The organism is Mesobacillus sp. S13, from assembly GCF_020422885.1.
Classification (GTDB): domain Bacteria; phylum Bacillota; class Bacilli; order Bacillales; family Cytobacillaceae; genus Mesobacillus; species Mesobacillus selenatarsenatis_A.
Window position 1 is genome coordinate 3,849,149 of record NZ_CP084622.1, and the last position, 14,773, is coordinate 3,863,921.

The window sequence follows — 14,773 nt, forward strand, 5'->3', positions numbered from 1 at the left end:
AGCGACTCGAGGAGTTAGGAGCCGCAAGTAGACAAACGTCTCGAGCAGCTCAAAGCTATCACTTCTCGCAAGATACTCGAGGAAGCTATTTCATGGATGAAAACTGGCTAGGCGCTGGAGCTAGACACTAATCTAAGTGGAAATATTTATACTTTCCAATAAAAAAAGAGGCTGCCTTAAGGAAGCCTCTTTCGTGTACTATTATTTAACTTTCCGGATCACGGCTCTGACAGGACTTCCGTCAGCCTGTTCCAGCGGCAGCGGCAGGGCGGCAAGCTCGTATTCTCCCGGCTCGATTTTATTCAGTACCAATCCTTCAAGAATATGAATGCCACGGCTGTTCAATTCATGATGCGCGGGCAGTTCCTTGCTGTCCAGAGGATCGACCGATGGCAAATCCAATCCGAGCAGCTGAACTCCCTTTTCGGCAAGATAAGCTGCTAATTCCGGTTCGATGTGCGGAATTGATTCCGGAAAAACTGTTTTATCCGTCCATGAGTCGGTACGGATCAGCAGGCGCTTGACTCCCTGCAACTCAATCCCTTCCAGATCCTTGATTCCAATACTCGCTGGCTCTGGGACATGAATGACCAGCGACGGACCTATGTAAAGATTGAAGTCAAGGTCAATGACCTTTTTACCATCGCTCTCGAAATGATAAGGGGCATCAATATGTGTTCCCGTATGAGTGCTCATCGTCACCTGCCCAACATTCACCGAACCGCTCTCTTCCATGCCCCAGCTCACTTTATATTCAAACGGCGTGTCGCCAGGCCATACAGGAATTTTATCATTTAAAACCTGTGAAATATCCATCCAGTTTCCCATACAGTTTCCTTCTTTCTTGTTATAGATCCGTTCTCTCACACCATAGCTCCAGCTACTTCTCAGTTACAACTTCGTATTAAGCTCCCGAGCTCACGGAATTCCCCTACTTTTCTGGTTACAACTTCGCCTCAAGCTCCGCGCTCACAGAATTTTCCTTCTCCATATTATAGCTTGGTCCTCAAACTCCATAGCTCAGGGAAAAATCGGTGATCGACGACCTTTTTCAAATACGATACTCCAGCAGAACCGCCTGTTCCCATCTTATGCCCGATGATTCGTTCAACGGTGCTCATATGGTTGAAGCGCCAGTGCTGCTGCTTGCTGCCGATATCGACCAGCTTTTCCGCAAGCTCATAAAGGTCCCAATACTGGTCGACATTGCGGTAAACAGTCAACCATGCTTCCTCGACGCTGGTATTTGGTTCGTATGGCTTCGACCAGTCACGATTAAGCGCGGCATCATCGATCGGTAGTCCCCGCATGGACAGTGCCTGAATGGCAGCATCATAAATTGAGCGTTCATGCAGTGCGCCCTCCATCGTTTTAAAAAGCTCAGCATCGTGCTTGTACACGGATAGGACATGTGCCTGTTTTTGCCCTAAGGCGAATTCAATCAGGCGATTTTGATAAGACTGAAATCCGGAGGAATGGCCAAGCTTATCACGGAACTCCATATACTCTGCGGGAGTAAGCGTCGACAGCACGCTCCATGACTGAATCAGCTGCTCCTGAATCCTCGACACCCTCGACAGCATCTTGAAAGACGGTTCCAGATCATTTTTACGGATGCAGTCAATTGCCGCATTCACTTCATGTAAAATCAGTTTCATCCACAGCTCGCTTGCCTGATGAATGATGATGAACAGCATTTCATCGTGATGGTCAGAGAGCCGCTGCTGACTGGACAGGATTTTATCCAATTGCAGATAGCTTCCATAAGACAGTTCTTTTGAAAAATCGGTATGGATTTCGTGTTCCGTTTTCTGTTCTTCTCTCATTGCTATGCTCCCCCTTATGCTACAACTCCGCGTTCATTGCTGAACTTCTCATATGATTTATTGACCATGATTTCTTTCAATACCTGTACCGCATTCCACACATCTGTGTAAGAAGTGTAAAGTGCCACAGGTGCCAGGCGGACAATGTTCGGAGCTCGGAAATCAGGAATGATTCCTTTTTCCTTCAAAGCCTTGCAGATTCTCGCTGCTTCTTTATGCTCCAGGCTCACATGGCCCCCGCGTTTAACATCCTCAGTTGGACTGCCAATTTTAAAGCCGGCATCGCCAAGCTCATGCTGAATCAAATCCATTAGATATTGATTGATTCTCAATGATTTTTCGCGGATATTCTGGATGCCAGCCTCTGCGAACATTTCCAATGAACCGAGCAAAGGTGCCAGGCTCAGTACATGTGGCGTCCCAATCTGGTAAGCGCCCGCATTCTCAGCAGGTGTCAGGATATGCTCCATATCAAACTGTTTGTCTTTTCTTGAACCGAACCAGCCTGCGAGGCCTGGCTTCGCACCGAAATGCTTCGAATTAACATAAAGTCCTGCGACCGCTCCCGGTCCGCCGTTCAGATGCTTGTAATTGCACCAGTAAGCAAAGTCCACTCCCCAGTCAGAGAAAGAATGCGGAATTGCGCCGATGGAATGGCAGCCATCGAACCCGATCAGGATCCCACGTTCGTGGGCAGCTCTTGTCAACCGTTCCATATCAAGGATTTGCCCGCTGCGGTACAAAACGGTCGGCAGTACGACAAGCGCCACTTCATCTGTCATCGCCTCGATGATATCATCCTCATCAAGGAATCTACCATCCCTGCTTTTTACCCTGATCAGATGGGAGTCAGGGTCATAGCCATGAATCCGCAGCTGACTCTGCAGCGCGTAGATATCAGAAGGGAAATTCAATTCATCTGCAAGGATTTTGGTCCTTTTTCCTTCCGGCTTGTAAAAAGTAGCCACCAGCTGATGCAGATTGACCGTTGTGGATCCGCTTACAATTACCTCTTCTGATGAAGCACCGACGAGCGGAGCAGTCAACTCTCCTAGTTTTTCAGATAAATAGAACCACGGATGCTTGCCATCCATCCAGCCGTCGATGCCGAGCTCACGCCAGTCAGCCAATGATTCTAGTAAAGTTTGTTCAGCCCGCTTCGAAAGAAGACCAAGCGAGTTTCCGTCAAGATAAATGGAATCCGGCTTCAGGTAAAACTCATCCCGAAAACGCACCAATAAATCACCACTGTCAAGCTGTGCAGCAAATTCCGCACCAGGTTCAAACGAATAAGACTTCATCATCATCTCTCCCATCCCATTTGCAACTAGAGAAATCGTAACAAGAACAGAAGCAAGCGTCAACAAATGGTCTGATAATTCCCAAAAAGAAAAACAGCCCCATGTTCAGAGGCTGTTTTACATGTTTTAAGCAAATCGATAATAGATCAACACAAATGCTGATAAAACAAAAATGAAGTTCAAGAAGATGAATACGAATTGATCCACCTTTGTCTTATGCAATTTGATTGGCGGATTGTAGAAGGATACGCCTTCAATGATGAAAATGATTAACACAATATGAATCATGAAATGACCGATGACTTCGGTAAAGCCGAATAGCATGGTCGTCAGGATAAAGATGGTGGTGACTACAAACCCCAGCACCCGGTTCAGGATTCCCACGACAAGCAAATAGCCGACGACAAATTCTACAAAAGCCGCCATTACAATGAAGGCTGCTGGTTCGAATCCGAAAGTAGGCACTTGGTGGTTCGCGACGATATCAAGCGACATTGTAGGGTACACCCATTTTTCAACAGCGACCCAGCAAAGGGAGAGTCCTGTGCCTAAATACAAAAACGGGAAACCTACTTTTTCCAGATTTGTTTTGCCAACAAGCAGCACCCCAATAATCGCTACATAAAATCCGTAATCCAGCATATAGAAGACGCCATGATTAACAGTGACCATGATGAATAAAATGAGTAAGAGTGATGCTCCAAACTTTGTTGCGAAATGATGAGGCACTAGTAGCAGGCCGATTGCCACCCATGCTAAAACCGTCATTAACGTGCTTTCAATATGGAATTCAGGTGCGAACAGAGTGCCATTTGTGACCTGGATTATCAATGCCGCCGCTGTCCCGTATTTTAATAAATATCTTGAATACTTCCTGAAACCTGAAAGGAAATCATCCCACTTTTTGATTAAAGGCCATTGGGCGATTTTAGGAATGACCAAAGTCAATGTAGCAAGAACGACTGCTGCCAGTAAGGCCAGTCCCATGAATAATGGGGACAAAATATTTTCAATGGTTTCTTTCTCTGGTGCCACCTCAGTGAACCATTTTACGTGAGCATTTGTATAAAAAGGTGTTAGAATGAATCCTAACCCGATGAGGATTTGTAACAGTTTTTTCATGAGTAAAACCTCCCTGTGGCAATGTAAACACTATCGATATAGTAATAATACAATTTGATTTATAGAAATGATCAGCAGAGTTATGAAATTTTTGTGAAATTATTCACAATCAGTCAAATCATGCAGTTTGCTACTTAGGTTTTACATTTCCCGTCGACGCTATGCTTTTTATTGTCTTTTAATGGGTATATTGGGGATATGGAATAAAAGGATGGTGACCACCAGCTTTGAGACAACTATTTTTACTTCTGATTATTGGCGCTTTGGCTTATTTTTCATGGCCATACCTTACAGAAAATAAAGACTTTCAAAATATAAAAAACGAAATAGTGAATGTAAAAGAGAATCCAGAACTTGCGTCTGCGCTGGAGAAGTTCAATAACGGCATCAATCAGCTCCTATGGCAGGTCAATGAGAAAAAAGAAGAATTGACACAGAATGAAAAGCTTTTGCCAGAGGTAGCAAAACCTGAACTGGAAACACCTTCTGAAAAGACATTCACAATCCATAATGTTGCCATTGGCGATCAAAAGGGTGAAGTGGAAAAACAGCTTGGCACCGCGAAACGTGTGTCCGTGAATGAATACGGAACAGAGTGGCATGCCTATCATGAGAATTTCCAGAACTTTATCATGATTTCCTATGGTAAAGATGGTTCAGTGAATGCGATGTATTCAAATCAAGATTTGATTGCCGCCAAAAACGGTATTAAATATGGGGTACCAAAAGAAACTGTCCGTCAGACACTTGGCGAACCACTTGGCGAGATCAGAAAAGGGCTTGTCTATTACCAGTTCCAGAAAGACCAGGACTATGACGTATATAATTTAGACGACAGCTATGTGACGGCTTTTTATGATAAACACAGAAATAATACTGTTACGGCAATCCAGATTGTCAGTGAAAAATTGGAGCAGAGCAAGGCAGGTTTTTATACCGAAGCTAGTGAGGCTTTGAAAGAAGGATTTGAATATCAGCTATTCGATTTGACTAATGCATCGAGGGTAGTTCATGGGTTAGGCATCCTTACCTGGGATGATCAGGTAAGGGTAACTGCTCGCAAACACAGTGCCGATATGGCTGAAAATTCATATTTTAGCCACACCAATCCTGAAGGTCAGTCGCCTTTTGATCGGATGGCTGAAGACGATATTGCATTCTCCGTTGCCGGGGAAAATCTCGCATATGGACAATTCAGCAGCATTTTTGCCCATGAAGGTTTGATGAACTCACTCGGCCATCGCGAAAATATCCTGAAAGCAGAATTCAAATTGCTAGGCGTCGGTGTAGCATTCGGCCCGAAGCATGAACCATATTTTACGGAGAATTTTTATTCAAAAAGGAAATTCTAAACCGAGTCCATTGGCTCGGTTCCTTTTTTATTGCTGGAAAAAACCGCGTTGAATTTCCAATTCGCTATATAAAATGAAAAGTCGCTATATAATAGGAAAACTCGCTATATAAATTTAAAAGTCGCTATATAAAAAATAAACGCACTATAAAAAATGGAGTTGGATATAAAAATAGCAAATTTCCCGTTAAAAAAACTATGGTTTCGCTATAATTTCGCGACGATGCTTTAAATACGGCATGATCAAGACCGTTTTTCTTAGCAAAGTTTTCTTTTCGAATTATTTTATTGGCGAAGTTCACAACTTTATTGGCGATTTTCAATTTTTATTGGCGAAAAACTAAATTTATTGGCGATTTCCACTTACTTATTGGCGAAAATCAAATTTTATTGGCGAACTGGAAATTCTGAGCGTTTTTTTCCAGTTGGCACCACCCAGAATATAGTGAAAAACCGCTCAATCGTCTATTGAACTGCACTTCCAACTATTAGATAGTCTAATAATTGGTGCACTTCAATTTAAACGATCAAGCGGCTGATCAAACTATATTTACTTCACGCGCGGGAATCCGAAGCCTGATGCATAGTCATCGCCTGATGCTGCACCTGATCCGCCAAGGATATCGTTCGCTTTCGCGCGGTTTTGAAGTTCTGCACGAAGTTGTGTGTGGCTCATGTTTGGATTTGCAGCCCAGATTTTCGCGGCAAGTCCTGATACGTGCGGAGTTGCCATTGATGTACCGCTGATGGTGTTATAAGAACCATCATACCAGGTGGATTCGATCGCTCTTCCAGGTGCGGACACTTCCACATCGAGCTCACCGATTACATAATCACCGTCAGTAAGCGGGTTTCCGCGAGAAGAGAAGTCCGCAACACGGTATGTACCGTTTTCCTGCACATCTTCTAAAGCGGCTACAGCTACTGCATTCGGAAGGGCTCCCGGGTAACCAATCGTGTTAGCATTCGGCCCGCTGTTACCTGCCGCGGCAACAACAAGAACACCTTTTCCATATGCATAATTGACAGCATCAGCAATCATCGTGCTCTTGCTGCTGGATCCGAGTGACATGGAAATGACTACTTTTGAACCTGTACGTACTGCTTCGTCTGCAGCATGCCTGATTGCTCCTGCGATATCATCCGAATAGCCTGATCCTCTGTCATTCAATACTTTATATGCCCAAAGGTCGGCATCCGGAGCAACTCCGTAAATTCCCAACCCTGTTCCTCCATGAGCAAGGACGGTTCCTGCAACATGAGTTCCATGGCCATTTTTATCCGAACATGAATTATTGACTAGAGGTGATTTCCTTTGTGTGAAATCCTTACACTGTTCATCGCTTCCTGCTAAATCAGCGTGGTTCACATTGACGCCGGTATCGAGGACAGCTACCTTAACGCCAGATCCGCCAGAAGTTGCTTGAAGATTGCTATCATTATAGATTGCTTCCATTCCCCACGGTGTTTGATCGGTTGGCGCTGCCTGGGCGCCTGCACCCGGCTTCGCATTCACCTGTACCTGTGAAACGGTTTCCACTTGCAGATTTTTATTTTTCAATAGAGCCTGGTATTGCTTCGCATTGACTTCTGTTGTAAAACCTTTCGCCCCGAAATCCCATCTCTTGCCGAACTGATCTTTTGCCTTTGCCTTTTCAGCTGCAGGACCCTGAACCAAAACCCGGTATGTATCCTGTGCCTCTGGTGCCTGGCCAAATGCCCCAGCCGTGAACATCGATAAGCCCATTGTCATGCTTAGTAGTGCTGCTCCTAACGCTTTCCTTTTTTTCATCCAACCACTCCTCTGCATTTTTATGGTGTTGCCGGTTTTACAGACTCTATTATATTTAAAATTTTCTGATAATGACAATGAGCTAATCTGTTCATTTTTAAGCCTTTTGAATCAGGTAAAAATGCACGTTTATACAAAAGTCACATGTATTTTAGACTATTTTTGAATTTTCCCAATATCGAAAGCACTAAAAAGAGTGACCATTTTATAAAGGTCACTCTTTTGCGTTGGAAAATTATAGTATTTTAAGCACTTGATTTTTAGATAAATAGAAGCAAACTGATCGCCATGACAGCCATACCGGCAACCAAACCATATATAGCAAGATGGGATTCGTCATATTTTTTTGCGGCCGGCAATAGTTCATCGAGTGAGATGAATACCATGATACCGGCGACGGCTGCGAAAATGACGCCAAACATGATATCGTTCAGGAATGGCATTAAGAATAGGTATGCTGCAAGTGCGCCAATCGGTTCCGAAAGACCTGAAAGAAATGATAGTTTAAAAGCTTTCTTTCGATCGCCAGTCGCGAAATAAACTGGTACAGAAACAGCGATTCCTTCAGGAATATTGTGAATGGCGATCGCAATGGCAATTGCCACACCCAATGCAGGGTCCTGGATAGCAGAGGTGAAGGTAGCGATTCCTTCAGGGAAATTATGAATCCCAATTGCCAGCGCAGTAAATGTACCCATTTTCAAGAGGGCCGCATCATGAGCAGCATTCGAGGGTGAATTCATATCCTCGACCTTTTTCAGTTCATGTGGATTTCCCTGCTTGGGTATGAACTTATCAATTACCGCAATCAACACAATTCCAGCGAAGAATCCGCCAACAGTTGCCCAGTTCCCTAACTGCACCCCCATCGCAGAAACGAGGGAATCCTTCGCTTTGACGAAGATTTCGATCATTGACACATAGATCATCACACCAGCTGAAAATCCTAGCGCGATTGAAAGAAACTTTGTATTGGTTCGGGATGTGAAGAAGGCAAGAACACTTCCGATTCCGGTGGCAAGACCTGCGAATAAAGTCAAACCGAAAGCAAATAAAATCTCCTCTGTCATTTTTATTCTCCTTTGAATATGAATATTTACCCTGACCCTTAAGTTTAAAGAATGAAAAGAATAATTCTTAGTTTATGCAACAGCTCGAAAAAGTTTCATTTTTAGGTATAAGCCTCAATTGATGGACTCGCTCTAAAATGTTTCCTTTGGTCAACTTTGCGGGTACAGGATTCCATTGGTAAAAATAATATATGCGTGTATATCAAAAAGTTTCCTTTGGTCAACATTTTATCGCAAAGGAAACTTGGCCTGCAACTAAATTGTTTAAGAATTTTTATAATTAAGCTTCTCATCAGCTCACCTCAGACCTTTTAACCAAGTCACTCGCAGGAATACTTGACGCAAAAAACCCCTGCAAACCTTGCAGGGGCGTGAACTAACTATAGGTAACTCTTTATTTCATATTCTGCTTTTTTCTCCTCCATCCAGTTTGTGTATTCTGCCTGGACTTTCTGGTCAAATAGCATTTCTTTGATTTCTTCCTTATGCTCCTCAAATTCTGCAGCCTTCTCAGCTTTTTTATCGACCAGCTTGATGATATGGTAGCCGAATTCTGTTTTAACCGGCTCACTGATCGCTCCGGCTTCTAACGCGAATGCTGTCTTTTCAAATTCCTCAGCCATCTCTCCTTTACCAAAGTAGCCGAGGTCCCCGCCGTTAGCCGCATTACTTGAATCCGTCGAATACTCTTTTGCCAGTTCAGCAAAGTCCTTTCCATTATCAAGCTCTTCCTTGACCTTCTTTGCGGTCGCCTCATCTTCCACCAAAATATGGCTCGCCTTCACCTGTTCTTTTTGGTCAAAAGACTCTTTATTTTCCTCGAAGTATGTCTTCATTTCCTCTTCGCTCACATCTATGGAAGCACCGATCATTTTTTCTGCGAGCAGATAAATTTCGATGTCCTCCCTGATTTTGTCCATCGACACCTGGTTTTGCTCAAGTGCAGCGGCAAAGGCTTCTTCACCGCCGTAAGATTCCTGCAGTTTCGTCAGCTCTTCATCTATCTCAATTCCGGTTACCTTCACCTTTTCTTTCGTCGCTTCCATCTCAATTACTTTGTTCGTGATCAGTGAATCCAAAATATCATCGCCATACATATCTGTTAATTTTGTGTTCAATTCTTCTTTTGTGATCTTTTCTCCATTGACGCTTGCGGCTGTTTCTGTTCTTGTAAAAGCTGTCGCAAAGATTAAGAGAAGCCCTAAAACGATCACTCCAAATATCATCGGCAGTTTATTATTTTTCATAAAAGCAATCATCATTTCCCTCCATTATTCAGCGCTCGAAGCAAACAAATCTACCTTCAAGGTTTGCTGCTTGCCGTCACGGTAAATTTTCAGCTGAGCACTGTCTCCAGCTTGAAGCTCTGTATACATATATCTTCTCAGATCACTTGCCTGTTCCACTTTTTCATCATTGATGCCCACGATGATATCCTTCTCCTGAAGACCAGCATTAGCTGCCGCAGAATTTTGGTCTACATAAGTGACCATCGTACCAGAATCCACACTGTCAGGAAGGTTCTCCAGATACATATCAGGAATTTGTGCCAGATCAGCAAGACTTACTCCCAGATAGGGACGCTCCACTTTCCCTTTTTCGATCAGCTGGTTGACGATTGGCAAAGCCTCATTGCTTGGAATCGCAAAGCCAAGGCCTTCCACCCCATTTTGCGAGATTTTCAGGCTATTGATGCCAATCACTTTTCCATCCGTATTGATCAATGCTCCGCCACTATTTCCAGGGTTGATTGCCGCGTCCGTCTGGATGACGTTCATTTCCCATTCTCCGGCAGAAGTCGGTACTGAAATGGAGCGGTCTACCGCACTGACAATTCCCTGTGTTACCGTCCTCGATAAATCAAGGCCAAGCGGGTTACCAATCGCCAGCACCTGGTCACCTGCCCTCAAGACAGATGAATCACCAAACTCGATGATCTTCCCTGCTTTTGCTGCATCGATTTTAACAACCGCTAAATCAGTCAATGCGTCGGCACCGACAACCTCTGCTGCCACCTTTTCGCCATTGTATAAGCTGACTTCCACCTTTGATGCTCCCTCAATGACATGGTTGTTGGTCACTATGAAGGCGCTAGTTCCTTCCTTCTTAAAAATGACCCCAGACCCAGATCCGCTTTCTACGCTGCCCTGACTTTGTGAAAAAGGATTGTTCTGTGACTGGATATTGGTGATGCCAACAATCGATTGTGAAGATGATTCAATAATGTCCGCTATCGACCCAGAATTCTTATTTGATGTCGGAGTCGTTACTATGTTTCTGTTGCTTTCCGCGGCTGACTCCGTTTTTGGCTGAAGCTGATTTCCAGCGTCAGCGTCTGTAAAATTCACCGCCGCCAGTGTAATCGCTGAACCGACCACCCCTGCCATGACAGTAGATAGGATACTTTTGAATCTATATGATTTTTTGACGGGCTCCTGCTCTTGATAACGGGAACTCTGCTCAAATTCATTCATTGATTTTTTCCTCCTCGCTTCTAACTTGTCTTCATCTTAACCAGAAATTATGAACAAATTATTAACAAACTGAGGCGAGTATTTTAAAAGATTGGGAAGTTTTTGTGTTATTTTCGCAGAAGTGCCATGATTTTTCAGATAAAAAAACTGCAGGCGACTTTGCCTGCAGCTTCAAAAGTTATTACATTTCAATATTCTTCATCAAATTCGCCATTTCAATCGCCGACATTGCAGCGTCCCAGCCTTTGTTGCCAGCTTTTGTGCCAGCGCGTTCAATCGCCTGCTCAATTGTATCTGTAGTCAGTACTCCGAAGATGACCGGAACCCCTGAATTCATGGCAGCGGCTGATACACCTTTTGCTGTTTCGTTTGAAACGTAATCGAAATGTGGAGTGGATCCGCGGATGACTGTACCCAATGTGATGACCGCGTCATACTTATTGCTTTTCGCCATTTTTTGCGCGACCAATGGAATCTCGAATGCTCCCGGTACCCAGGCAACATCAACATTGCCTTCTCCGACACCATGTCTTTTCAGCGCGTCCTGTGCCCCGCCCAGAAGCTTGCTTGTGATGAATTCATTGAAGCGCCCAACTACGATTCCGACCTTCAGGCCTGTTCCGACTAAATTACCTTCAAAAGTTCTGTTCATGTCTTAATTCCTCCAATGAGATGGTTTAAGTTTGTTTAATTAGAAAAAAATCCATTAACTTTCATAAAAGGGTACATTTTATGGCTTAATGCACCATTCAATCTACTTAAAAATTAAGTAAATGCCCTAATTTGCTATGTTTTGTTTTTAAATAATTTTCGTTTTCTTCCCTTGTTGGCATCTGGATTGGCACCCGGTCGACTACTTCCAGGTCATACCCCTTAAGCCCTTTGATTTTCCTTGGATTGTTGGTCAGCAACTTGATTTGCTTGATGCCAAGGTCTTTTAAGATTTGAGCTCCAATTCCGTATTCACGCAGGTCTGCTCCGAAGCCGAGCTTTTCATTGGCCTCAACGGTGTCGTAACCTTCTTCCTGTAGCTTATACGCGCGAAGCTTGTTCATCAGTCCGATGCCTCTGCCTTCCTGGCGCATGTACAGAAGGACACCTCGACCTTCTTTATTAATCTGGCTCAATGCTGCATGGAGCTGCGGGCCGCAATCACAGCGGAAGGAACCGAATACATCGCCAGTCAAACATTCGGAGTGGACTCTGACAAGAACCGGCTCATCCGGATTGATTTCACCTTTTACAAGTGCAATATGTTCTTTATCATCTACTACATTTGAATAACCCACGGCCTTGAAAATACCAAATTCAGTAGGAAGATTGATCTCAACCTCTCTCTTGATCAACTGGTCCTTCCGATTGCGATATTGGATAAGGTCTTTTATCGTGATCATTTTCAAATCGAACTGGTCGGCAATCTTGCGGAGTTCCGGGACTCGAGCCATTGTGCCATCTTCATTCATGATTTCACAGATGACTCCTGCCGGCTTAGCACCGCTTAGCTTTGCCAGATCGACTGCCGCCTCTGTATGGCCGGCCCTCCGTAATACTCCCCCCTTCTTGGCGACAAGCGGAAAGATGTGGCCAGGTCTTTTAAAATCAGCGGCCTTTGATTCTGGGTCAAGCATGCTCAATACAGTTGCCGAACGTTCAAAAGCAGAAATTCCGGTGGTTGAATACTTATGGTCAATGCTCACGGTAAAAGCTGTGCCATGAGGGTCCGTATTCCGGGAAACCATCGGCATTAAGTCCAGCTTCTGTGCTAATTCCTGTTCAATCGGTACGCAAATCAATCCCCTGCCATGCGTCGCCATGAAATTGATGACATCAGGTGTCGCCTTTTCTGCCAGAGCGATGAAATCTCCTTCATTCTCACGGTCTTCATCGTCACAAACAATGACTACATTCCCCTGCATGAGTTCATATATAGCCTCTTCAATTGGATCAAACATTTACATCACCCTCACATAAACCCGTTATCCTCTAAGAACTGGGCTGTAATATTGTTGCCTCGTTTTGGTGCTGACGGAAACTGGTTGCTCAAAAAGTGCCCCACATACTTGCCAATCATGTCACATTCGATGTTGACGATATCTCCTGTATCCTTGAATCCTAGTACTGTATCTTTTAAAGTGAGCGGTATAAGCGATAGAGTCAAACTGTCTTCTGATACTCCGAAAACAGTTAGACTCGTCCCATCTACAGCAACAGAGCCTTTCATGATGACATATTTCAGCAATTCAGGGTCCACTTGAATTTCATAGTAAACCGCGTTCTCTATTTGCTTTTTCCCTTTGATGGTGCCAACTCCATCCACATGGCCGGCGACAAAGTGCCCGCCGAACCGGCCGCCCGCTGCCATCGCTCTTTCCAGGTTGACCTTTGAACCTCTTTTAACACTTTTCAAACTGGAAGCTTTGACCGTTTCCGGCATAACATCGACGGTAAACCTGTTTTCGTTGAATGAGGTAACGGTCAAGCATACCCCGTTTACAGCAATGCTGTCTCCGAGGTGAACATCGGTCAGCACTTTTTTCGCGTCAATCGTCAGGACAAAAGACTCGCCGCTATGCTGAATATTGGCTACGGTCCCGATTTCTTCTATAATCCCCGTAAACATATAATCCTCCTTCTACTCCGGCTCAGCTATGATCCGTATATCCTGGCCAATTTGTTTTACATCTATGATTCTCAAAGGAACTGTATCCTCAAGCCGGGCAATACCTTTGCCTCCGTATGCAGTTGGGGCTGTTTTCCCGCCGAGCAGCTTTGGAGCGATATAGGTGATTACTTGCTGGAAGGCCTTATCTTTTAAGAAGCTGCCATGAACCTCGGCCCCGCCTTCTACATAGACAGAAGTGATGCTCCTGTCTCCCAGTTTCTTCAGCATGTCCACTATTCCTATTTTCTCCGTTTCCAACTTGATGATTTCAATGCCCCGTTCTGAAAATTGCCTTACTCTTTCAGGATCGGCGTCTGTCCCAGTCACAATGATGGTATCAGCAGCATGGTCATTGACAATTCTCGAATCCAAAGGTGTTCTGAGAGTTGTATCCAAAATCACGCGGATTGGGTTTTTCCCGCCGGAATCAAGTCTTGTAGTAAGGCTGGGATTATCTTTAATGACAGTGTTGACACCCACAAGAATGGCATCATGTTCATGGCGGAAATGATGGACATCCTCTCTTGCTTCTTCCCCGGTGATCCATTTACTCTCGCCGGTCACCGTAGCGATTTTACCGTCCAGGCTGGTGGCGGATTTTAACGTAACATAGGGTAAGCCAGTGCTTATGTAATGAAAAAACACTTTATTCAACGTCTTTGCTTCTTCCTCCATTAGGCCAACTTCAACCTCAATGCCAGCGTCCCGCATCTTCCTGATTCCCGCTCCGCCAACAAGCGGATTCGGGTCAACACAAGCAACAAACACTTTCTTGATGCCCGACTCAATGACCAGATTCGAGCATGGCGGCGTCTTCCCGAAATGACTGCATGGCTCAAGAGTCACATACAATGTGGCTCCTTCAGCTTTTTCCCCTGCCATTTTTACCGCATGAACCTCAGCGTGCGGCTCGCCCGCCTTCAAATGGGCACCCATCCCAATGATCTGGCCGTCTTTTACAAGAACAGCGCCAACTCGCGGGTTGGGGGATGTTTGGCCCACTGTCGCCCTCGCAAGATTGATGGCTAATGCCATATAATCCTGACCGTTCATCTAGCTTCCTCCTTCCTTTTTAAAAATAATTCACGAAAATAAAAGGACCCCGAAACAAAATTGCTTCGGGGTCCTAAAAAAAGTTATGCCAAAATAGAGGGTTAAAAAAGGGCATACTGGTC

At 44.5% G+C, this 14,773-nt stretch carries 13 protein-coding genes; 1 reads left to right on the top strand and 12 read right to left on the bottom strand.

Features of this window, described 5'->3' with window-relative positions:
- Nucleotides 1-201: 201 nt before the first annotated feature.
- The 4 genes from kynB to LGO15_RS19675 form a co-directional block, all read right to left on the bottom strand.
- Nucleotides 202-828 (bottom strand): arylformamidase, encoded by a 627-nt coding sequence (gene kynB / locus LGO15_RS19660; RefSeq protein ID WP_226085617.1) that lies wholly within the window; start codon nt 826-828, stop codon nt 202-204.
- A 164-nt stretch (nt 829-992) separates the two neighbouring features.
- Nucleotides 993-1,826 (bottom strand): tryptophan 2,3-dioxygenase, encoded by an 834-nt coding sequence (kynA, locus tag LGO15_RS19665; RefSeq protein ID WP_226085618.1) that lies wholly within the window; start codon nt 1,824-1,826, stop codon nt 993-995.
- 14 nt (nt 1,827-1,840) lie between these two features.
- The gene (gene kynU, locus LGO15_RS19670; RefSeq protein ID WP_226087939.1) at nt 1,841-3,127 is read right to left on the bottom strand and encodes a kynureninase; all 1,287 of its coding nucleotides are present in this window, start codon (nt 3,125-3,127) and stop codon (nt 1,841-1,843) included.
- Between the two features lie 126 nt (nt 3,128-3,253).
- The gene (locus tag LGO15_RS19675) at nt 3,254-4,249 is read right to left on the bottom strand and encodes a hypothetical protein (RefSeq protein ID WP_167834641.1); all 996 of its coding nucleotides are present in this window, start codon (nt 4,247-4,249) and stop codon (nt 3,254-3,256) included.
- A 227-nt stretch (nt 4,250-4,476) separates the two neighbouring features.
- Between LGO15_RS19675 and LGO15_RS19680 the strand changes: the two genes are divergently transcribed.
- Nucleotides 4,477-5,601: a CAP domain-containing protein gene (locus LGO15_RS19680; RefSeq protein WP_226085619.1), complete on the top strand. Its 1,125-nt coding sequence runs from the start codon at nt 4,477-4,479 to the stop codon at nt 5,599-5,601.
- A gap of 549 nt (nt 5,602-6,150) precedes the next feature.
- Here the strand turns inward: LGO15_RS19680 and LGO15_RS19685 are convergent.
- The 8 genes from LGO15_RS19685 to ribD form a co-directional block, all read right to left on the bottom strand.
- Nucleotides 6,151-7,392 (bottom strand): S8 family peptidase, encoded by a 1,242-nt coding sequence (locus tag LGO15_RS19685; RefSeq protein WP_226085620.1) that lies wholly within the window; start codon nt 7,390-7,392, stop codon nt 6,151-6,153.
- Nucleotides 7,393-7,652: 260 nt separating this feature from the next.
- On the bottom strand, nt 7,653-8,462 hold the full coding sequence (zupT, locus tag LGO15_RS19690; protein ID WP_226085621.1) for a zinc transporter ZupT: 810 nt from the start codon (nt 8,460-8,462) through the stop codon (nt 7,653-7,655).
- A 380-nt stretch (nt 8,463-8,842) separates the two neighbouring features.
- The gene (locus tag LGO15_RS19695; RefSeq protein ID WP_226085622.1) at nt 8,843-9,724 is read right to left on the bottom strand and encodes a peptidylprolyl isomerase; all 882 of its coding nucleotides are present in this window, start codon (nt 9,722-9,724) and stop codon (nt 8,843-8,845) included.
- Between the two features lie 9 nt (nt 9,725-9,733).
- Complete coding sequence (locus LGO15_RS19700; protein WP_226085623.1) at nt 9,734-10,936, bottom strand: S1C family serine protease; 1,203 nt, start codon at nt 10,934-10,936, stop codon at nt 9,734-9,736.
- A gap of 181 nt (nt 10,937-11,117) precedes the next feature.
- Nucleotides 11,118-11,588 (bottom strand): 6,7-dimethyl-8-ribityllumazine synthase, encoded by a 471-nt coding sequence (gene ribE, locus LGO15_RS19705; RefSeq protein WP_226085624.1) that lies wholly within the window; start codon nt 11,586-11,588, stop codon nt 11,118-11,120.
- A 106-nt stretch (nt 11,589-11,694) separates the two neighbouring features.
- The gene (locus tag LGO15_RS19710; protein ID WP_167834636.1) at nt 11,695-12,888 is read right to left on the bottom strand and encodes a bifunctional 3,4-dihydroxy-2-butanone-4-phosphate synthase/GTP cyclohydrolase II; all 1,194 of its coding nucleotides are present in this window, start codon (nt 12,886-12,888) and stop codon (nt 11,695-11,697) included.
- 11 nt (nt 12,889-12,899) lie between these two features.
- A complete protein-coding gene (gene ribE / locus LGO15_RS19715; protein ID WP_226085625.1) occupies nt 12,900-13,556 on the bottom strand; it encodes a riboflavin synthase in 657 nt (218 codons plus the stop codon).
- Between the two features lie 12 nt (nt 13,557-13,568).
- Complete coding sequence (gene ribD / locus LGO15_RS19720; RefSeq protein ID WP_226085626.1) at nt 13,569-14,651, bottom strand: bifunctional diaminohydroxyphosphoribosylaminopyrimidine deaminase/5-amino-6-(5-phosphoribosylamino)uracil reductase RibD; 1,083 nt, start codon at nt 14,649-14,651, stop codon at nt 13,569-13,571.
- Nucleotides 14,652-14,773 lie beyond the last annotated feature (122 nt).